This window comes from Streptomyces sp. NPDC101227 (assembly GCF_044767545.1).
In the GTDB taxonomy this organism is placed as follows: Bacteria; Actinomycetota; Actinomycetes; order Streptomycetales; family Streptomycetaceae; genus Streptomyces.
Window position 1 is genome coordinate 202072 of the sequence record NZ_JBIWOD010000006.1, and the last position, 19217, is coordinate 221288.

At 72.5% G+C, this 19217-nt stretch carries 17 protein-coding genes; 13 read left to right on the plus strand and 4 right to left on the minus strand.

From position 1 onward, the window contains the following. The first annotated feature begins 133 nt into the window (after positions 1 to 133). Positions 134 to 892 carry a GntR family transcriptional regulator gene (locus ACIRPT_RS16035; RefSeq protein WP_403827407.1) on the plus strand — a complete coding sequence of 253 codons (759 nt, stop codon included), beginning with the start codon at positions 134 to 136 and terminating at the stop codon, positions 890 to 892. A 106-nt stretch (positions 893 to 998) separates the two neighbouring features. Here ACIRPT_RS16035 and ACIRPT_RS16040 read toward each other — a convergent pair whose 3' ends face one another. Further along, positions 999 to 1430, minus strand: coding sequence for a MarR family winged helix-turn-helix transcriptional regulator (locus tag ACIRPT_RS16040; protein ID WP_403827409.1), 432 nt, complete (start codon positions 1428 to 1430; stop codon positions 999 to 1001). Beyond that, a complete protein-coding gene (locus ACIRPT_RS16045) occupies positions 1427 to 2317 on the minus strand; it encodes an NmrA/HSCARG family protein (RefSeq protein ID WP_403827411.1) in 891 nt (296 codons plus the stop codon). Before ACIRPT_RS16045 ends, ACIRPT_RS16040 begins: the two co-directional genes overlap by 4 nt. Positions 2318 to 2421: 104 nt before the next feature. Between ACIRPT_RS16045 and ACIRPT_RS16050 the strand changes: the two genes are divergently transcribed. The 9 genes from ACIRPT_RS16050 (at position 2422) to ACIRPT_RS16090 (ending at position 12670) form a co-directional block, all read left to right on the plus strand. Then, positions 2422 to 2901, plus strand: coding sequence for a MarR family winged helix-turn-helix transcriptional regulator (locus tag ACIRPT_RS16050; RefSeq protein ID WP_403827413.1), 480 nt, complete (start codon positions 2422 to 2424; stop codon positions 2899 to 2901). Positions 2902 to 3083: 182 nt separating this feature from the next. After that, the gene (locus ACIRPT_RS16055) at positions 3084 to 3893 is read left to right on the plus strand and encodes a TIGR03084 family metal-binding protein (protein ID WP_403827415.1); all 810 of its coding nucleotides are present in this window, start codon (positions 3084 to 3086) and stop codon (positions 3891 to 3893) included. An 11-nt stretch (positions 3894 to 3904) separates the two neighbouring features. Further along, positions 3905 to 5650, plus strand: a complete 1746-nt coding sequence (locus tag ACIRPT_RS16060) for an acyclic terpene utilization AtuA family protein (protein ID WP_403827932.1) — start codon at positions 3905 to 3907, stop codon at positions 5648 to 5650. Then, positions 5647 to 7245, plus strand: a complete 1599-nt coding sequence (locus ACIRPT_RS16065; RefSeq protein WP_403827417.1) for an acyl-CoA carboxylase subunit beta — start codon at positions 5647 to 5649, stop codon at positions 7243 to 7245. Before ACIRPT_RS16060 ends, ACIRPT_RS16065 begins: the two co-directional genes overlap by 4 nt. Before the next feature lie 21 nt (positions 7246 to 7266). Beyond that, positions 7267 to 9162, plus strand: a complete 1896-nt coding sequence (locus ACIRPT_RS16070; protein ID WP_403827419.1) for a biotin carboxylase N-terminal domain-containing protein — start codon at positions 7267 to 7269, stop codon at positions 9160 to 9162. Positions 9163 to 9218: 56 nt separating this feature from the next. Continuing rightward, positions 9219 to 10391 carry an acyl-CoA dehydrogenase family protein gene (locus ACIRPT_RS16075; protein ID WP_403827421.1) on the plus strand — a complete coding sequence of 391 codons (1173 nt, stop codon included), beginning with the start codon at positions 9219 to 9221 and terminating at the stop codon, positions 10389 to 10391. A 216-nt stretch (positions 10392 to 10607) separates the two neighbouring features. Further along, positions 10608 to 11378 (plus strand): enoyl-CoA hydratase family protein, encoded by a 771-nt coding sequence (locus ACIRPT_RS16080; protein ID WP_403827423.1) that lies wholly within the window; start codon positions 10608 to 10610, stop codon positions 11376 to 11378. After that, positions 11366 to 11989 (plus strand): TetR/AcrR family transcriptional regulator, encoded by a 624-nt coding sequence (locus ACIRPT_RS16085; RefSeq protein ID WP_403827425.1) that lies wholly within the window; start codon positions 11366 to 11368, stop codon positions 11987 to 11989. The genes ACIRPT_RS16080 and ACIRPT_RS16085 overlap by 13 nt, the downstream gene beginning before the upstream one ends. 180 nt (positions 11990 to 12169) lie before the next feature. Further along, positions 12170 to 12670, plus strand: a complete 501-nt coding sequence (locus ACIRPT_RS16090; RefSeq protein ID WP_403827427.1) for a hypothetical protein — start codon at positions 12170 to 12172, stop codon at positions 12668 to 12670. A gap of 109 nt (positions 12671 to 12779) precedes the next feature. Here the strand turns inward: ACIRPT_RS16090 and ACIRPT_RS16095 are convergent, their stop codons facing one another. Beyond that, positions 12780 to 13880 carry a citrate synthase 2 gene (locus ACIRPT_RS16095; RefSeq protein WP_403512442.1) on the minus strand — a complete coding sequence of 367 codons (1101 nt, stop codon included), beginning with the start codon at positions 13878 to 13880 and terminating at the stop codon, positions 12780 to 12782. 458 nt (positions 13881 to 14338) lie between these two features. Between ACIRPT_RS16095 and pdxH the strand changes: the two genes are divergently transcribed. Both pdxH and ACIRPT_RS16105 read left to right on the plus strand, forming a co-directional pair. After that, positions 14339 to 15034 carry a pyridoxamine 5'-phosphate oxidase gene (pdxH, locus tag ACIRPT_RS16100; RefSeq protein ID WP_403827429.1) on the plus strand — a complete coding sequence of 232 codons (696 nt, stop codon included), beginning with the start codon at positions 14339 to 14341 and terminating at the stop codon, positions 15032 to 15034. 448 nt (positions 15035 to 15482) lie between these two features. Then, positions 15483 to 16973 carry a PAS domain-containing protein gene (locus ACIRPT_RS16105; RefSeq protein ID WP_403827431.1) on the plus strand — a complete coding sequence of 497 codons (1491 nt, stop codon included), beginning with the start codon at positions 15483 to 15485 and terminating at the stop codon, positions 16971 to 16973. A 49-nt stretch (positions 16974 to 17022) separates the two neighbouring features. Here the strand turns inward: ACIRPT_RS16105 and ACIRPT_RS16110 are convergent, their stop codons facing one another. Next, positions 17023 to 17790: an SIS domain-containing protein gene (locus ACIRPT_RS16110; protein WP_403827433.1), complete on the minus strand. Its 768-nt coding sequence runs from the start codon at positions 17788 to 17790 to the stop codon at positions 17023 to 17025. A 201-nt stretch (positions 17791 to 17991) separates the two neighbouring features. On the opposite strand from ACIRPT_RS16110, the gene ACIRPT_RS16115 reads away from it, so the two are divergent. Beyond that, positions 17992 to 18684: a metal-dependent transcriptional regulator gene (locus ACIRPT_RS16115; RefSeq protein WP_403512430.1), complete on the plus strand. Its 693-nt coding sequence runs from the start codon at positions 17992 to 17994 to the stop codon at positions 18682 to 18684. Positions 18685 to 19217: the final 533 nt, after the last annotated feature.

The following is a 19217-nucleotide window of genomic DNA, read 5'->3' on the forward strand; positions in this document are numbered from 1 at the left end:
GGATGGTGTCCGTGACCAAGTGAAGCGTTACATCTCTAGAGATGTCAACTTCTTCTCTAGAGATGTGGAGTGATCAAGTGAGGGGCGAGCGAACAAACGGACTAGGGTGTCTAGAGATCAGGGAGGAGGGCGCATGACTGCCAAGGGCAACGGCCGTCAGCCGAAGTACCAGCGCATTGCCCAGGCGCTGAAGGACGCGATCAAGGCTGGCGAGTACGGCCCCGGTGATCGTCTGCCTGGCGAGAACGACCTCATGGTCGCGCACCAGGTTGCCCGGATGACCGCCCGCCAGGCACTGGGCGTGCTGCAGAACGAAGGCGTCGCGGAGGCGCGCAAGGGCGCGGGTGTCTTCGTCCGTGACTTCCAGCCGCTGCGACGGCGCGGCATTCAGCGACTTGCGCGGGAGCAGTGGGGAGAAGGCCGGTCCATCTGGTCGGCCGACACCGGTGACCGGGAGCTGGTCGTCGATCAGGTCACGGTCAGTGAAGCGGCGGCGCCCGTGGCCATCGCGGGCGTGCTCGGTATCGAGCCGGACGCACCAACGTGCGTGCGCAGTCGCCGCTTCGTCCTCGAAGGCAAGCCGGTGCTACTGGCCACGAGCTTCCTTCCCGCCGATCTGGTGACCGGCTCGATGGTCACCCAGGAGGACACCGGGCCCGGCGGTATCTACGCACGCCTGGCGGAACTGGGTCATGCGCCAGTGCACTTCCGGGAAGAGGTCCGGTGCCGGATGCCGTCCCGGGGCGAGGCGGACCGGCTCGGCCTCGGCATGGGCACACCCGTGATCATCATCGTCCGCACCGCCTACGCGGACGGCGGCCGCCCTGTCGAAGTCAACGAGATGATTCTGGACTCGGCCGCGTACGTGCTCGAATACGACGTCGAGGCGTAGCGGCGGCGGCCGGACTGGCCATGGCCCGCACGGAGTTGCCGGGCTGGGCTTCCGGCGCCCAGGTGGCGCGCCGCCCTACATCTGATCGGACGCGCCGAGCGGAACCTCACGCACGGCTGCAATCACCCCGGCCCGTCGCGCTTTCGACGTTGTGGGTCATGCGTTCCAGGACGCGCACGGCGGTGCGGTACTCGTCCGCCGGGATGCCGGTCATGGACAGGGCGCGGAACGCATCGACGCGCGCGGCGACGCCGGCCAGCCGCTGACGTCCACTCGGGGTGAGGGCGAGCCGGTCCGGTGCGGGACGGGTCGCCCAGCCATCGGCGAGGAGGGCATCGACGGCGGCCGTCAGCGTCCGGACGTCGGCGTTGGCGGCGAGGGCCGACCGGACGTCGGATGCGGTGGCCTCGGGGGTGTCGCGGAGGACGTTGAGGACCTGCCAGGCGATCCGGGTGAGGCCGAACTCCGCCAGCATGCCGTTCATGGCGCGGGTGAGCGCTTGGTCGGTGCGGTTGAGCCAGTAGCCGATGGGTTTCATGAACGTGCCCCTTCTGTGGAGGTGGAGGACAGCAGCGCGGTCCAGTCCTGGCGGGCGGCCCAGTCGCCGAAGCTGTGCCAGCCGACCTCGGGGTATTCGCGTCGCAGCCCGGCGACGTCGACGTCGAGGCCGACGGTGGTGAAGTACTCGAACATGGCCGCCAGGTCGTCGGACCGGGTTCGTACGTAGTGCAGGGGCACCTCTTGGTGCGCGATCGGCCGGCCGGTGGCGGCGGTGAGGATTTCCGCGATGCGCCGGGGTGTGCACTCGTCGGAGGCGATGTCGATGCGGCGGCCGGCGAACTCGTCGCGGCGTTGGAGGGTCAGCGCGGCGAAGGCGCCGATGTCGGTGGCGGGGATGAGCGTGAGCGGCCGGTCGGCGGGCATGGGCCAGGCGAAGGTGCCCTCGCGCAGTCCGTCGAGGGTCCAGCCGCCGGCGTAGTTGTCCATGAAGGCCGCCGGGGCGATGACGGTCCAGGGCACGCCGGAGGCGCGCAGATACTCCTCGACCGCGCACTTGCTCTCGTAGTGCGGGACGCCGGTGCCGCGGTCGGCGTGGGCGGCGGAGGTGAGGACGACGTGCCCGAGGCGGGCGGCCGCCGCGGCGTCGACGAGGGCCTTGCCCTGACGGGCTTCGGTGGCGGTGTCGGCGCCGAACGGGGTGGTGACCGCGAAGAGCGCATCGGCGCCGGCGAGGGCCGCGTCGAGCGAGGCGCGGTCGTCGAAGTCGGCCTGGCGCACCTCGGCTCCGAGGCCCCGCAGGGCGTGGGCGGCCGGTGAGCCGGAGTGGCGGGTGAGGGCGCGGACCCGATGGCCGGCGGCCAGCAGGGCGCGGGCGGTGGCTCCGCCCTGGGCGCCGGTGGCTCCGGTGACGGCGACGGTGGGCATGGCTCCTCCAGGAGATAGAATAGCTGCACGGCGCATCAACTGCGCCACGCAGCAGAGTAGCCCAGAATTCACTGCGCCGCGCAGCGATTTGGAGTGTGATCCCCATGACGGACCCGCATCGGGCCCGGCTGTACGACGAGCTGTCGATGGAGTCCCGCCGCTATCTGGCGGCGTACGTCCTGTTCAACCAGGCGGTCGCCGACCACCTCGGCCTGCATCCGACCGATGTGCAGTGTCTGAGCCTGATGACCGCCGATCCCGGACCGCTCACCGTCAAGCAGATCGCCGACATGACGGGCCTCACCACGGGCTCGGCCACGCGCCTGGTGGACCGGCTCGAACGGGGCGGCTACGTGGTCCGCGCCCCCGACCAGCAGGACCGCCGCCGGGTGCTGGTCACCACCGTGCCGGACCGCCTCGCCCGCGTCACCGCGCTCTGGGACGACCTCGGAGGGGCCTGGCAGGCGCTTCTCGACGACCACACCGACGCCGAACTGGAGGTGATCACCCGGCACATGCGACGGGCGAACGACCTCAGCCACGCCCAGATGCGGCGCCTGCGCGACAGGCCGAAGCCGGACTGAGCGGTGCGGCGGGCCCGTGCCGGGTGCCGCCGTGGCAGAAAATCATGCAGGCGTGCTTGATTGTTTCTGTCGCCGCTGCCAGGCTCGCTCCAGCACCCGCACCGCATCGCATCCGTCCATCCGTACGCCGACGTCAACCTGCCCTGTTTGAACGGCAGTTGACGCGACGAGGGGAGTGTCGCGTGTCCGAACCCGGCGCCGTACTTACGGACCTCAGGGAGGAGAGCGAGGAGCTGGACGCCCTGGTCGCCGGGCTCCCGGCCGAGCGGTGGGCGACGCCGACACCCGCCGACGGCTGGACCCTCGCCCACCAGATCGCCCATCTCGCCTGGACCGACCGCAAGTCGCTGCTCGCCGCCACCGACCCGGAGCGCTTCGCCCGCGAGGCCGTACCGGAGGCGCTCGCCGCGCCGCTCACCTTCGTCGACGAAGGGGCACAGGCCGGGGCGCGGACGCCGCCCGGCGCACTGCTCCGGGACTGGCGGGCCGGCCGCGAGGCGCTGTGGGAGGCGCTCGCCAACTGGCCGGCGGGCGAGAAACTGCCGTGGTACGGGCCGCCCATGAGCGTCGCATCGATGGCGACCGCGCGGCTGATGGAGACCTGGGCGCACGGCCAGGACATCGCCGACGCGCTCGGGGTGACGCGTATCCCCACCGCCCGGCTGCGCCATATCGCCCGGATCGGCGCCCGCACCCGCAACTTCGCCTACTCCGTACATCACCTCACCCCGCCCGAGCGGGAGTTCCGGGTGGAGCTGCGGGCGCCGGGAGGGCGGGAACTCTGGACGTACGGCCCCGAGGACGCGGCGCAGCGGGTGACCGGGGGCGCCCTGGAGTTCTGTCTGCTGGTCACCCAGCGGGCGCATCGCGCCGATCTGCCGACCCTGCGGGCCGAAGGGGCGGACGCGGAGCGGTGGCTCGGGATCGCGCAGGCCTTCGCGGGGCCGCCGGGCAAGGGCCGTGAGCCGACGGCGGGCGGCGGCCCCCGATGACCGACGGCCCCATGGGCGCGACGAGCGGCCCCGCCCGCCCCATCGGCGCCGACTCCGCCGTCCTCCGTATCGGCAACGCCTCCGGCTTCTACGGCGACCGCTTCGACGCCCTCCGCGAGATGCTCACCGGCGGCCCCCTCGACGTACTGACCGGCGACTACCTCGCCGAGCTGACCATGCTCATCCTCGGCCGGGACCGTCTCAAGGACCCCGGGCGCGGCTACGCCACGACCTTTCTCCGGCAGCTGGAGGAGGGGCTGGGGCTGGCCGCCGAGCGCGGGGTGCGCATCGTCACCAACGCGGGCGGACTGAATCCAGCCGGACTGGCCGACGCCGTACGGGAGTTGGCGGAGAAGACCGGCGTGCCCGTACGGGTGGCCCATGTCGAGGGCGATGACCTGCTGCACCAACGGCGCTGGGGCGAGGGCGTGCTGACCGCCCATGCCTATCTGGGCGGCGGCGGGATCGCGGAGTGCCTGCGGGCCGGGGCCGATGTCGTGGTGACCGGCCGGGTGACCGATGCCGCGCTGGTCAGCGGCGCCGCCGCGGCGCACTTCGGCTGGCGGCCGCAGGACCTGGACCAGCTCGCCGGTGCCGTCGTCGCCGGGCATGTGCTGGAGTGCGGCACCCAGGCCACCGGCGGAAACTACAGCTTCTTCGCCGCCGACGGCGCCCCCGACCTGCTGCGCCCCGGCTTCCCGCTCGCCGAGATCACCGCCGACGGCGGCTCCGTGATCACCAAGCACCCGGGCACCGGCGGCGCGGTCACGACCGGCACGGTCACCGCCCAGCTGCTGTACGAGACCGCCGGTGCCCGCTACGCCGGGCCGGACGTGACGGCCAGGCTCGACACCGTGCGGCTGACGCAGGACGGGCCGGACCGGGTCCGGATCGCGGGCGTCCGCGGCGAAGCGCCGCCGCCGACCCTCAAAACCGGGCTGACCCGCCTGGGCGGCTGGCGCAACGAGGTCACCTTCGTGCTCACCGGGCTGGACGTGGCGGCCAAGGCCCGCCTCGTACGCCGGCAGATGGAAGCGGCACTGGACGCCGCGGCCCACCGCCCCGCCGAGGTGCGCTGGACGCTCGCGCGGACCGACCGGGCGGACGCCGGGGTGCAGGAGGAGGCGAGCGCGCTGCTGCGGCTGGTGGTGCGCGACGCCGACCAGGACGCGGTCGGGCGGGCGGTCAGCGGCGCCGCGATCGAGCTGGCGCTGGCCAGCTACCCCGGCTTCCATGTGACCGCGCCGCCCGGCAAGGGCACCCCGTACGGCGTCTTCGAGGCGGTGGCGGTGGCGGCGGACGAGGTCGCGCACACGGCCGTACTCCCCGACGGCACCCGGATCGCGGTCCAACCCGCTACGCACGCCCGGGAGTTGGAGCGCCTGCCGGACCCGGAGCCGCCCCCGCCGCCGGCCGAGGCGCTGCCCACCCGCCGCGCCCCCCTGGGCCTGGTCGCCGGCGCCCGCAGCGGCGACAAGGGCGGCTCGGCGAACATCGGCGTCTGGGCCCGCAGCGACCGGGCGTGGCGCTGGCTGGCCCACGCCCTGACCACCGACCGACTGCGCGAACTCCTCCCCGAATGCGCCGGCCTGCCGGTCGACCGGCACCTGCTGCCGCACCTGCGCGCCCTGAACTTCGTCATCGACGGACTGCTCGGCGAGGGCGTCGCGGCCCAGGCCCGGTTCGATCCGCAGGCCAAGGCCCTGGGGGAGTGGCTGCGCGCGCGGCACATGGAGATACCGGAGGTGTTGCTTTGACCGTGCTCAAATCCGCGCTCGACCCGACGGGCGCCGAGTACGCGGAGCGTCGTACGGCGATGCTCGCGAAGCTGGCGGAGGTCGAGGCCGCGCACGGCAAGGCGGTCGCGGGCGGCGGCGAGAAGTACGTCGCCCGCCACCACAAGCGCGGCAAACTCCTCGCCCGCGAGCGCATCGAACTCCTCCTGGACCCCGATACGCCCTTCCTCGAACTGTCCCCGCTCGCCGCCTGGGGCAGCGACTACGCCGTCGGGGCGTCCCTCGTCACCGGCATCGGGGTGATCGAGGGGGTGGAGTGCCTGATCACGGCGAACGACCCGACCGTACGGGGCGGCGCCAGCAATCCCTGGACGCTGAAGAAGGCCCTCAGGGCGAACGAGATCGCGCACGCCAACCGGCTGCCGGTGGTCTCGCTGGTCGAATCGGGCGGCGCGGATCTGCCCAGCCAGAAGGAGATCTTCATTCCGGGCGGGGCGCTGTTCAAGGACCTCACCCGGCTGTCGGCCGCCGGAATTCCCACCGTCGCCGTCGTCTTCGGCAATTCGACCGCGGGCGGCGCCTACGTCCCGGGCATGTCCGACCACGTCATCATGGTCAAGGAACGGGCCAAGGTATTCCTCGGCGGGCCGCCGCTGGTGAAAATGGCGACCGGCGAGGAGAGCGATGACGAGTCGCTGGGCGGCGCCGAGATGCACGCCCGCACCTCCGGCCTCGCCGACTACTTCGCCCTGGACGAGCCGGATGCGCTGCGGCAGGCCCGCCGGGTCGTCGCCCGCCTCAACTGGCGCAAGGCGCACGCCGATCCCGGACCGGCCGCCCCGCCCGCGTACGACGAGGACGAGCTGCTGGGCATCGTCCCCGGCGACCTCAAGGCGCCCTTCGACCCCCGCGAGGTCATCGCCCGGCTCGTCGACGGCTCCGACTTCGACGAGTTCAAACCGCTGTACGGGCCGAGCCTGGCCACCGGCTGGGCCGAACTGCACGGCTATCCGGTAGGAATTCTCGCGAATGCACAGGGCGTGCTGTTCAGCGCCGAGTCCCAAAAGGCCGCGCAGTTCATCCAGTTGGCGAACCAGCGGGATATTCCGCTGCTCTTCCTCCACAACACCACCGGCTACATGGTCGGCAAGGAATACGAGCAGGGCGGCATCATCAAGCACGGCGCGATGATGATCAACGCGGTGTCGAATTCCACGGTCCCGCATCTGTCCGTCCTCATGGGGGCCTCGTACGGTGCCGGGCACTACGGGATGTGCGGCCGGGCGTACGACCCCCGCTTCCTCTTCGCCTGGCCGAGCGCCAAGTCCGCCGTGATGGGCCCGCAGCAGCTGGCGGGCGTGCTGTCGATCGTCGCCCGCGCCTCGGCCGCGGCCAAGGGACAGCCGTACGACGACGAGGCCGACGCCGGGCTGCGCGCGATGGTCGAGCAGCAGATCGAGTCGGAGTCGCTGCCGATGTTCCTGTCCGGGCGGCTCTACGACGACGGCGTCATCGACCCGCGCGACACCCGCACCGTCCTCGGCCTGTGTCTGTCCGCACTGCACACCGCCCCGGTCGAGGGCGCGCGGGGCGGCTTCGGCGTCTTCCGGATGTGAGATGTGAGTGGTGAGGCAGAAATGATCCGTTCCGTACTTGTCGCCAACCGTGGCGAGATCGCCCGGCGGGTCTTCCGCACCTGCCGTGAGCTGGGCATTTCCACCGTCGCCGTGCACTCCGACGCGGACGCCGGCGCGCCGCACGTACGCGAGGCGGATGCGGCGGTACGGCTCCCCGGCGACGCCCCCGCCGACACCTACCTCCGCGGCGAGGCGATCGTGCGGGCCGCGCTGGCGGCGGGCGCGGACGCCGTCCACCCCGGCTACGGGTTCCTCTCCGAGAACGCGGCCTTCGCGGCCGCCGTGACCGGCGCGGGCCTGACCTGGATCGGGCCGCCGCCCGCCGCCATCGAGGCGATGGCGTCCAAGACCCGGGCCAAGGAACTGATGGCGGCGGCCGGGGTGCCGCTGCTCGCGCCGGTCGACCCGGCGGCGGCCACCGAGGCCGACCTGCCGCTGCTGGTGAAGGCGGCGGCGGGCGGCGGCGGCCGGGGCATGCGCGTGGTCACCGAACTCGCCGACCTTCCCGCCGAGTTGAAGGCCGCCGAAGCCGAGGCGGCCGCGGCCTTCGGCGACGGAGAGGTATTCGTCGAGCCGTACATCGTCGGCGGCCGCCATGTCGAGGTGCAGATCCTCGCGGACGCGCACGGGACGGTCTGGACGCTCGGCACCCGCGACTGCTCCCTCCAGCGACGCCACCAGAAGGTCATCGAGGAGGCCCCGGCACCCGGCCTGCCCGACGCCCTGCGCGAGACCCTGCACCGGGCCGCGGCCCAGGCGGCCCGCGCCATCGACTACCGGGGCGCGGGAACCGTGGAGTTCCTGGTCCCGGCCGACGGACGCGCGTACTTCCTGGAGATGAACACCCGCCTCCAGGTGGAGCACCCGGTCACCGAGGAGATCTACGGCGTCGACCTCGTCGCCCTCCAGATACGCGTGGCCGAGGGCCGGGCCCTGGAAGCCGCGGAGCCCGCCCCCTCCGGGCACGCCGTGGAGGCCCGCCTCTACGCCGAGGACCCGGCGGCCGACTGGCGCCCGGGGACCGGCACCCTGCACCGGCTGGCGCTGCCCGACGGCGTACGCCTCGACTCCGGCGTGACCGACGGCGACACCGTCTCCGTCCACTACGACCCCCTGCTCGCCAAGGTCATCGCCTGGGCCCCGACCCGCGACGAGGCCGTACGCAAGCTCGCCGGCGCCCTGGAACGCGCCCGCGTCCACGGCCCCGTCACCAACCGCGAACTGCTCGTACGGTCCCTGCGGCACCCGGAGTTCGCCGACGCCACCGGACTGGACACCGGCTTCTACGACCGCCACCTCGCCGCCCTGACCGAGGACGGGCCGGCCGGTGCCGGAATCTTCGCCCTCGCCGCCGCCCTCGCCGACGCACACGGCCGCTCCCGCTTCGGCGGCTTCCGCAACGTCCCGTCCGGTCCGGCGACCAAGACCTACGCCTGCGCGGACACCACATACGAGATCCGCTACCGGCTCGGCCGCGACGGCCTGGCCGCCGAGGACTTCCCCGGCGTACGGCTCATCCGCCTCGCATCCGACGAAGTGATCCTCGAAACCGACGGTCTGCGAAGGACGTTCACCGTCTCCCGCTACGGCGACCGGACCTACGTCGACTCTCCGCAGGGCACCCGCGTCCTCACCGCCGTGCCCCGCTTCCCCGACCCCGCCGCCCGTACCGAACCCGGCTCCCTGCTCGCCCCGATGCCCGGCACCGTCGTACGGATCGCGGACGGGCTGGCCGAGGGGGACCGGGTCGAGGCCGGACAGCCGCTGCTGTGGCTGGAGGCCATGAAGATGGAACACAAGATCACCGCACCGGCCCCCGGCACCCTCACCGCCCTGCCCGCCCGCACCGGACAGCAGGTCGAGATGGGCGCGCTGCTCGCCGTCGTCGCGGACTGAGCGGCGCCGCGTACCCCTCCCGCACGACCCTCATCCACGCCACACAAGGAGCCGTCATGAGCCATGGCACGAGCAGTGTGATCGAGACCGAGGAACACCGCGACCTGCGGGCCGCCGTCGCCGCGCTCGGCAAGCGCTACGGCCGCGAGTACTTCGCCCGCGTCGTCGCCGAGGGCAAGCACACCGACGAGCTGTGGGCGGAGGCCGCCGGGCTCGGCTACCTCGGCGTCAACCTCCCCGAGGAGTACGGCGGCGGCGGCCGCGGCATCGCCGAACTGTCCCTCGTCCTCGAAGAACTGGGGGCGGCGGGCTGCCCGCTGCTGATGCTCGTGGTCTCGCCCGCGATCTGCGGCACGGTCATCGCGCGGTTCGGCACCGACGAGCAGAAGCGGACCTGGCTGCCGGGACTGGCCGACGGCTCCCGCAAGATGGCGTTCGGCATCACCGAGCCGGACGCCGGGTCCAACTCCCACCGCATCACCACCACCGCCCGGCGGGAGGGGACGGACTGGATCCTCAACGGGCGCAAGGTGTTCATCTCGGGCGTCGACATCGCCGAGGCCACGCTGATCGTCGGCCGGACGGAGGACGCCAGGACCGGCCGCCTCAAGCCCTGCCTCTTCATCGTCCCGCGCGACGCCCCCGGCTTCGGCCGCAGTCCGATCTCCATGGAACTGGCCGCCCCGGAGAAGCAGTTCGAGCTGACCCTGGACGAGGTGCGGCTGCCCGCCGAGGCGCTCGTCGGCGACGAGGACGCCGGGCTCCTCCAGCTGTTCGCCGGCCTGAACCCCGAGCGCATCATGACCGCCGCCTTCGCCCTCGGCATGGGCCGCTACGCCCTCGACCGCGCCGTCGACTACGCCCGCATCCGCCAGGTCTGGAAGGAGCCCATAGGCACCCACCAGGCCCTCGCGCACCCGCTGGCGCAGGCCCATATCGAGCTGGAGCTCGCCCGGCTGATGATGCAGAAAGCGGCGCACCTCTACGACGCGGGGGACGACATGGCCGCCGGAGAGGCCGCCAACATGGCCAAGTACGCGGCGGCCGAGGCGGCGGTGCACTCCGTCGACCAGGCCGTCCACACCCTCGGCGGCAACGGCCTCACCCACGAATACGGCCTGGCGTCGATGATCACGGCCGCCCGGGTGGCGCGAATCGCCCCGGTGAGCCGGGAGATGATCCTCAACTTCGTCTCGCACCAGTCGCTGGGACTGCCGAAGTCGTACTGAGGACGGACGGGCTCCGATTGCGCGGCAGCGGGGGCCCGCGCTGGGCGGGGACGACGTGATCGCGTACGTTGCCCAGCGGGTCGCCCCGTAGTCGCCCCGTGGAAGAAAGCGCGGCGCGCGGAGCCCGGACGGCGCGCCGGGCGCCGACGGGCACGATGCCCACCGGCACGATGCCGCGGCGCCAACTGCGCGCCGGGGAAAGGAGCACGAGGCCCGATGGCCGACGCACCCGGAACACCCCTCGTGACGCGCTCCCACGAGCGCGGCGTCACCACCCTCACCCTCAACTCCCCGGGCAACCGCAATGCCCTCTCCGCCCGCCTGGTGGCCGAACTCCACCAGGGCCTCGCGGAGGCCGCGGCCGACGACGGCACCCGCGCCGTGGTGCTCGCCCACACCGGCGGCACGTTCTGCGCCGGCGCGGACCTGTCCGAGGCCACCTCGGGCGCGGCGAAGGACGGGCCGCTGGGGCTGGCCCGGCTACTGCGCGCCATCGTGGAACTGCCCCGGCCGGTCGTCGCCCGGGTCACCGGTCACGTACGGGCCGGGGGGCTCGGCCTGCTCGGCGCCTGCGACATCTCCGTGGCCGGCCCGGAAGCCACCTTCGCCTTCACCGAGGCCCGGCTCGGGCTCGCGCCCGCCGTGATCTCCATGCCGCTGCTGCCGCGGCTGGACCCGCGTGCCGCAACCCGCTACTACCTCACCGGGGAGAAGTTCGGCGCCGCGGAAGCGGCCCGGATCGGGCTGGTGACGCTGTCGGCGGACGACGTGGACGCCGGGCTCGCGCCCCTACTGGAGGGGCTGCGCAAGGGCTCACCGCAGGGCCTCGCCGAGTCGAAGAAGCTGGTGACGGCCGAGGTGCTGCGCGCCTTCGACCGCGATACGGAGGCGCTCGCCGAGCAGTCCGCGCGGCTCTTCGGCTCCGCCGAGGCGCGCGAGGGCATGACCGCCTTCCTGGAGCGACGGGCCCCGGCATGGGCGCGCTGACCCCGGCCCGCGGCCCCAAGCAGCCCCAGCAGGAACGCAGCCGGGCCACCCGGCTCAGGCTCCTGGAGGCGGCCGTCTCCTGCCTGGCGGAGCGCGGCTGGAGCGGCAGCACGGTCTCCGTGGTCGCCGAGCGGGCGGGGGTGTCGCGGGGTGCGGCCCAGCATCATTTCCGTACCCGGGAGGACCTCTTCACCGCCGCGGTCGAGCATGTCGCGGAGAAGCGGCAGGGCGCGCTGAAGGCCGTCGCGCACAACCTGCCGCCCGCCGGCTCGATCGCCCGCACCTGGATCATCGTCGAGGAACTGGTCGGCCTCTACACCGGGCCGCTGTTCCGGGCCGCGCTCCATCTGTGGGTCGCCGCCTCCGACGAGGAACAGCTCCGCGAGAAGGTCACGGCCCTGGAGGGGCGGGTCGGGCGGGAGGCGCACCGCACGGCGGTGGCGCTGCTGGAGGCCGACGAAACGGTGCCGGGCGTACGGGAAACCGTCCAGGGACTGCTGGACATGGCGCGGGGGCTGGGGCTGGCCAATCTCCTGACGGACGACTCGGCCCGGCGGGACAAAGTGGTGGAGCAGTGGGCAAAGATCATTGACGGGGTGCTGAACCCCTAGTTCCGCCTCGCGCGGCCGGGTCGGCCCGGCCTCCGCCCGTACGCGGCTCCGCTTGCCATGTCCCGGTCAATTGATCTTGGCGGGGTGAGCGGGGGAGAGCAGATGGCTTTCTTCACCCTCGCGGCCGAGGCGTCGTCACCTCCGTCGGCGCGCTCGAAGCCACATCTGCAAAGGAACGGCATGAGATTCCACCGGACACTTGCCATCGCCGGAACCGTCTTCGCCCTGGCGTCGGTTGCCGCCTGCGGCAGCCTGCCCTCCGCGGGGTCGGCCGAGGAAGCCGGGAACTTCCTCAAGTCGACGCTCAGCTGCGACGGCATCGACTTCGCCTCGCCCCGCGAGGTGCAGCAGGTGCAGGCGATGGGCATGTCGGGCGTCAACGGCGGCGGCCAATGCGACGACCCGGCGGGCGGCGGCGGTGACGTCGACTCCCTCACCGTCGAGGACATGGAGGCGTTCCAGACCGCCGTCAAGGGGAACGAGGACGAGCAGGACGATCTCATGATCGGCGACGACTTCGCCGTCGACCCGAGCAGCGACGACCAGCGGCGACAGCTCCTCAAGGCGGGGCTGATGTTCCTCAACTGCTCCCCGGACTTCAAGGTGCCGATGGGCAGCGCCTCCGACGAGGGCGAGGCCGAGGGCTGCGTCACGACCGACTTTTCGAAGGACCTCGACTGACGTACCGGCGACGGATCCAGGCGGATCCGCCGCCTCGGCGGCGGCTACCGCACCGCGGAGCTCGGGGGCAGGCTCCCAGAGCCGCCCCCGGGCCCACGGGCGTCCCGGCTCAGCGGGCGATGTCGTCGTAGCCGACGATCTCGCGCGGGCTGCGGGCCGCGGGGCCGACATAGCGCGCGGACGGGCGAACGAGGCGGCCGGTGCGCTTCTGCTCCAGGATGTGGGCGCTCCAGCCGGCCGTCCGGGCACAGGTGAACATCGAGGTGAACATATGCGCCGGGACCTCGGCGAAGTCCAGCGTGATGGCGGCCCAGAACTCCACGTTGGTGGCCAGCACCCGGTCCGGGCGGCGGTTGTGGAGCTCCTCCAGCGCGGCCTTCTCCAGGGCCTCGGCGACCTCGAAGCGCGGCGCGCCCAGCTCCTTGGCCGTACGGCGCAGCACGCGGGCGCGCGGGTCCTCGGCGCGGTAGACGCGGTGGCCGAAGCCCATCAGCCGCTCGCCGCGGTCCAGGGCGTTCTTGACGTAGGCGGTGGCGTCGCCGGTCCGCTCGATCTCCTCGATCATGCCCAGGACGCGGGAGGGGGCGCCGCCGTGCAGCGGGCCGGACATCGCGCCGACCGCCCCGGAGAGCGCGGCCGCCACATCGGCGCCGGTGGAGGCGATGACCCGGGCGGTGAAGGTGGAGGCGTTCATGCCGTGCTCGGCGGCCGAGGTCCAGTAGGCGTCGACGGCCTTGACGTGCTTGGGGTCGGGCTCGCCGCGCCAGCGCTTCATGAAGCGCTCCACGACGGTCTCCGCCTTGTCGATCTCCTTCTGCGGCACCATCGGCAGGCCCTGCCCGCGCGCCGACTGGGCGACGTAGGACAGCGCCATGACGGCCGCCCGCGCCAGATTGTCGCGGGCCGTCTTCTCGTCGATGTCCAGCAGCGGTTTCAGGCCCCATACGGGCGCGAGCATGGCCAGCGCGGACTGCACATCGACCCGGATGTCACCCGAGTGCACCGGAATCGGGAACGGCTCGGCCGGCGGCAGACCGGGGTTGAACGCCCCGTCGACCAGCAGACCCCAGACGTTCCCGAAGGACACCTCCCCCACGAGGTCCTCGATGTCGACGCCGCGATAACGCAGCGCGCCGCCTTCCTTGTCCGGTTCGGCGATCTCCGTCTCGAACGCGACGACTCCCTCAAGTCCGGGTACGAAGTCGGACATCAGGCGGCTCCTCATGATGGGACGGCACACGGTAGGAACCGGATGCCGTGCGGTCGGCTCTGGTACGGGCTCCGGTGCGGTTACGCGGCTGCGCGGGCAGCTCGCGGTCCGTACCGGCCACCCCGGTGATGCCCCGCCAGGGCATGGGTCACGCGAGGGTTCCGCTCACGGTGGGTCGGGCCGCGGGCGGGCACGGTGCGATGTGGTGCGTCGGTGTGATGCGTCGTGTGGTGCGGTGGTGCGAGGTCTCTTCAGGGCGCGGCGCTGCGTCCCTTCAGGCCGGACACGATAGCTCCCGATGTCCGCAGGCCACAGTGGGCAGGCCCATGATTTTGGCGGGTTCGTCACCTGCGCCGCACCGTGACATCCGGCACACTGGTCGATTCGCTGACGGGAGGGTTACGTCCGGTCGACGGCGGGCAGACTTCCGCCCCTTCCGGCTGCCCCGGGCGGACCCGATGCTGCAAGATGAGGCCGTGCACCCTGCCGACGCGCCCTTTTACGAGACCCCCGACCCCTCGCCCATGCGTGCGCACTACCGCGCCGAGGGGCTCACCGAAGCCGACCTCGCGGCCAGTCCGTACGACCAATTCGCGCGCTGGTTCAAGGAAGCGGTCGCGGCCGGCCTGCACGAGCCGAACGCGATGGTCGTCTCGACGGCGGACCCCGAGGGCAGGCCGAGCTCAAGGACCGTGCTCCTGAAGGCATTCGACGCCCGCGGCTTTGTCTTCTACACCAACTACACCAGCCGCAAAGGCCGCGAACTGGCCGAAAATCCCCATGTCTCGCTGCTCTTCCCCTGGCACCCGCTCGCCCGCCAGGTGATCGTGAACGGCACCGCGGAACGCATCGGCCGCGACGAGACCGCCGCCTACTTCCGCACCCGCCCGCACGGCTCCCAGCTGGGCGCCTGGGCCAGCGACCAGTCCGCGGTCGTCGGCTCGCGCGCCGAACTGGAGCAGGCCTACGAGGAATTGGCGGCCCGCTACCCGGAGGGCGAGCAGGTCCCGGCGCCGGCGCACTGGGGCGGCTACCGGGTCGTCGCCGAGGCGGTGGAGTTCTGGCAGGGCCGCCACAACCGCCTGCACGACCGGCTGCGGTACGTCCACGACGGGCCCACCGACGGCTGGCGGGTCGAGCGACTGGCGCCCTGAAGGCGGGGCCGGGGTCCGGCGCGCCGAGGCGGATGCACGGCCCGTGGCCGGCTCCCACGCCCCGTAATCGCCGCGGGAACGCAGACGACCCGCGGGCTGCCTCCTCCGCGCTCGGTGGCGCGAAGGGTCGGTCGGACGAACCGACAGCCCGCGGGTCGGGTGACTGCTTGGGATTGGCCGGCTGCGCATCTGCAGAATGCGCTGGTCCGGCGCTGCACTTCGGTGAAGCGACGGGCCGCTAGCCCGCAGCCACCTCACGCGTCCGGTTCTTGATCATCTGCCGAACCACCTCCCTTCTCGTGTGCACCACACGTTAGGCAGGAGTCCAGCCCCGTACAACCGAATTTCCCGCACGCAACGATTTCCGTGAATCGGGTGTGTGCTGAGTCACGTTCCAGTTGAATAAGGCGAGGTGCGGCACGTGTGGCGGTGTTCTTAAGGGGTGCCAGTGACTGCTTCGTCAGCTTCTTCTGCCTCGTCCGCGTCCTCCGCCGCCTCGGCCTCGGCCGCCTCTTCCGTCGGCCTGCTCGCCGCGCTCCTGGACGGCATGGATGCCGCCCTCGCCGCCTTCGGTGCGGACGGTGCGGTCACCCACTGGAACCGCGAGGCCGAGCGCATCCTGGGCTGGACGGCGGCCGAAGCGGTCGGCCGCAGAGGCCTCGCCGGCTGGGCGGCCCGCAAGGAGGACGCCGACGAGATCCAGGCGTCGCTCACGGCCGCGATGCGGTCCCCGGGCCGCCAGGTGCAGGAATTCGCGCTGCTGACCAAGGACGGCCGGCGCGTGCTCGTCCGCACCCAGATCTCGGCCGTCCGCGGGCCCGGCGGCCGGGTGGACGGGGTGTACTGCGCCTTCAGCGAGGTGCACGCCCAGCTCGACCTGGAGCGGTCCATCGCGCTCAGCGAGGCGCTCTTCGACGACGGCTCCTGGGGCGTGGCCCTGGTGGACGCCGATCTGCGGCTCGCGGTCCTGAACGCCCACGCCGCCCGCGCCCTGGGCGTGGGGCGCACGGCCCTGCTGGGATGTCCGCTGGGCGATCTCCTGACGCAGGGCGTGGAGGAGCTGGAGGGCGCGCTCCAGCACGTACTCGCCGAGGGCGCACCGCCGGCCGCCGCCGAGCTGTGGGTGACGCTGCGCTCCGAGGAGACCGCCCGGCCGCGCCGGTGCTGGCGCAGCGGCTTCGTGCGGCTGGCCTCGCCGCTGGCCGAGGAGCCGGTGCCGCTCGGCGTCGCCTGGATCTTCCAGGACGTGACCGACGCCAAGCGGGCGGAACAGGACAGCTCCCTGCTGCGGTTCCGCGCCCACCAGCTGCACCGCGCCGGCCGGGCGGCCGCGGAGTGCCCGGACCCGTCCGAGGCCGCCGCCGTCCACCTGGATTTCGCTCTCGCCGGGTTCGCCGACCACGGTCTGGTGGACCTCGCTCCGGTTCCCGTACCGGCGCCGTACGGCGTTGTGGACGCGGACGACGACGCCGCCGCGGACGACGTCGACGCGGACGAGGCCGAGCAGTGGGACGGGGACGGACGCGGGGGGATGGGTGCCGCCGCCAGGGCCGGGCGCGGGCGGGCGCCGCGGCTGGTGCGGGCGCTCGCCTCGCCCGCCGGGGAGCCGGGGCCCAGCGAGGCCCTTCCCGGGACGGGCATCCCGATGGCGTACCCGCCGGGGCATCCGGCGGAGCAGGCGTACGAGCGCCGGGGGTCGGTGCGCACCAGCGCCGGTCCGGAGGCGTCCGAGGGCTGGGCGGCCACGCGTAAATGGCCGGACGGCACGGTGCACGGGCTGTGCGTGGTGCTGCGCAGCCGCGGTCGCACGCTGGGCGTCGCGACGTTTCTGCGGGCGCCCTCGCGCCGCCCGTTCGACCGCGCGGACGCGGACTACGCGGAGGAGGTCGCCGCGCGGATCGCGGCGGCGCTGGACCTCGCGGGCGCGGCGGGCGGCTGACGGCGGCCGAGGGCAGCCGCGGGCGGCCGAGGGCGGTCTGCCGGACCCGTCAATGCCGGTAGAAGATCCGGTCCGCGTACTGGTTCATCACCCGGGCGTTCCAGTCATGCCCGCCGTCGACGTTCCCGGAGCGCAGCAGCGGCGGTTCGATGCCCCGCTCGGCGAGCGTCCCGGCGGCCGTCGCCACCATGGCCTGCATGATCGCGCTGGTGACGACGGTGGAGGCGGGGGCGAACGGCGCGTCGATGCCCGGCGCGGTCAGCTCGGCGTCGCCGACCGCGATCGCGCTGTCCAGGACGATGTCGCAGTGGTCCTTGAGGTACGTGCCCGAGACATGCCGGGACGAGGTCCGGGCCGCGTAGGCCACCGACGTCACACCGATGACCTTGATGCCGAGCGCCCGCGCGTTCATCGCCATCTCCACGGGCAGCGCGTTGCGCCCGGACAGCGAGATGATCACCAGCACATCGCCGGCCTCCAGCGGGCTGGTGTCCAGGACGGCCGCGGCGAGCCCGTCGACCCGCTCCAGGGCGCTGCCGAGCGTCGCGGGCCGTACGTCCACGCCGACGACCCCGGGGACGGACAGCAGGTTCATGATGGCCAGGCCGCCCGCCCGGTAGACGGTGTCCTGGGCGGGGAGCGAGGAGTGCCCGGCACCGAAGGAGAACACCCGGCCGCCCGCCTCGACGGTGTCGGCGATCAGCCGCCCGGCGGTGGTGATCGGGCCGCCGGCCGTGTCCCGTACCCGCCGCAGCAGATCGATCGCGGCGTCGAAGTATTCCCCGGCCAGGTGGTCAGTCCGGTCGTTCTCAGGCATCGCCGCGGGGCCTCTCGTCGGGTCTCGTGGAAGTGTGGGATCAGTCGTGGCGCGGATCACGTTGCGGTCTGGACCAGTGGCCTGTCAATACGGCCGCAACTCCGCGCACCGCGTCCGGTGTACGGACGAGGAGGCACCGTTGTCGGTGGGATGCGTCAGAATTGAGTTCAGGGCCACCGCACGACACATCGAGGGGCACGCATGTCCGGACTGATCGACACCACGGAGATGTATCTCCGCACCATCCTCGAACTGGAAGAGGAAGGTGTGGTCCCCATGCGCGCCCGCATCGCGGAGCGGCTCGAACAGAGCGGCCCGACGGTCAGCCAGACCGTGGCGCGTATGGAGCGAGACGGCCTGCTGACGGTCGCGGGCGACCGCCACCTGGAGCTGACGGAAGAGGGCCGGCGCCTGGCGACGCGGGTGATGCGCAAGCACCGCCTCGCCGAGTGCCTGCTCGTCGACGTCATCGGGCTGGAGTGGGAGCAGGTGCACGCCGAGGCGTGCCGCTGGGAGCATGTGATGAGCGAGGCGGTCGAGCGCCGCGTCGTGGAGCTGCTGCGGCATCCGACGGAATCGCCGTACGGCAACCCCATCCCGGGCCTCGAGGAGCTGGGCGAGAAGGCCGAGGCCGATCCGTTCCTGGACACCGGCATGGTGAGCCTGATGGATCTGGACGCCGGGGCCGACGGCAAGACGGTCGTGGTGCGCCGTATCGGCGAGCCGATCCAGGCCGACGCGCAGCTGATGTACACCCTGCGGCGGGCCGGTGTGCAGCCGGGCGCCGTGGTGAGCGTGACCGAGTCGCCGGCCGGCGTGCTGGTCGGCAGCAGCGGCGAGGCAGCCGAGCTGCATGCGGATATCGCCACGCATGTGTTCGTCGCCAAGCGCTGAGGTGAGCCGGGGCCGGCGTCTCCTCCCGGCTCCTTTCTGAAGGATTCTTTTGTTTTCCCCGCGAGCCCGCTGAGCTGCGCCGATGCGCCGCCCGGCGGGCTCGTCAACTGTTTGTGCTTTGAACGAACTTGTGGGAACCCGTGCGATTTGGCCGGTGTCGTGCCACGCTGGCGCTGACGCGGTGGCATATGTCGGCACGAGGCGGGTTGCGTAGGCGTGGGTGTCGGCTCTCCGGGGTGGGGAGGGGGCTCGGATGCGTCTGAAGACCGTTCCGCGGGACGGTCAGGGCCCCGGCGCTGCGAGCAGCCGGGGCCCTGCCTCCCCATGTCCCCCCGCCAAGACCCGGAGCCCCGAGCTCCCAGGGTCTTTCCCCACGGGCCCCCTTCCCGGTAGGGCCCGCCTCCCGGCACATGTCTCCCCCTGGCGGGCGCGGTCAATCCTTGGTCGAGGTCACTCGAACGAGGGGTATTGGGCGCGAGAACGGCGTGTTCGAATAAGGGTTCGATAGTGTGGATGTCGGGCTGGCCAAGGAC

What these genes read in the sequence shown, in the direction of transcription:
- ACIRPT_RS16045 (WP_403827411.1), bottom strand. Translation starts at nt 2,317, where the DNA reads ATGCCCACCGTCGCCGTCACCGGAGCCACCGGCGCCCAGGGCGGAGCC.
- ACIRPT_RS16090 (WP_403827427.1), top strand. Translation starts at nt 12,170, where the DNA reads ATGAGATTCCACCGGACACTTGCCATCGCCGGAACCGTCTTCGCCCTG.
- ACIRPT_RS16060 (WP_403827932.1), top strand. Translation starts at nt 3,905, where the DNA reads ATGGGCGCGACGAGCGGCCCCGCCCGCCCCATCGGCGCCGACTCCGCC.
- ACIRPT_RS16040 (WP_403827409.1), bottom strand. Translation starts at nt 1,430, where the DNA reads ATGAAACCCATCGGCTACTGGCTCAACCGCACCGACCAAGCGCTCACC.
- ACIRPT_RS16050 (WP_403827413.1), top strand. Translation starts at nt 2,422, where the DNA reads ATGACGGACCCGCATCGGGCCCGGCTGTACGACGAGCTGTCGATGGAG.
- ACIRPT_RS16070 (WP_403827419.1), top strand. Translation starts at nt 7,267, where the DNA reads ATGATCCGTTCCGTACTTGTCGCCAACCGTGGCGAGATCGCCCGGCGG.
- ACIRPT_RS16095 (WP_403512442.1), bottom strand. Translation starts at nt 13,880, where the DNA reads ATGTCCGACTTCGTACCCGGACTTGAGGGAGTCGTCGCGTTCGAGACG.
- ACIRPT_RS16035 (WP_403827407.1), top strand. Translation starts at nt 134, where the DNA reads ATGACTGCCAAGGGCAACGGCCGTCAGCCGAAGTACCAGCGCATTGCC.
- ACIRPT_RS16110 (WP_403827433.1), bottom strand. Translation starts at nt 17,790, where the DNA reads ATGCCTGAGAACGACCGGACTGACCACCTGGCCGGGGAATACTTCGAC.
- ACIRPT_RS16075 (WP_403827421.1), top strand. Translation starts at nt 9,219, where the DNA reads ATGAGCCATGGCACGAGCAGTGTGATCGAGACCGAGGAACACCGCGAC.
- ACIRPT_RS16085 (WP_403827425.1), top strand. Translation starts at nt 11,366, where the DNA reads ATGGGCGCGCTGACCCCGGCCCGCGGCCCCAAGCAGCCCCAGCAGGAA.
- ACIRPT_RS16115 (WP_403512430.1), top strand. Translation starts at nt 17,992, where the DNA reads ATGTCCGGACTGATCGACACCACGGAGATGTATCTCCGCACCATCCTC.
- ACIRPT_RS16080 (WP_403827423.1), top strand. Translation starts at nt 10,608, where the DNA reads ATGGCCGACGCACCCGGAACACCCCTCGTGACGCGCTCCCACGAGCGC.
- pdxH (WP_403827429.1), top strand. Translation starts at nt 14,339, where the DNA reads ATGCTGCAAGATGAGGCCGTGCACCCTGCCGACGCGCCCTTTTACGAG.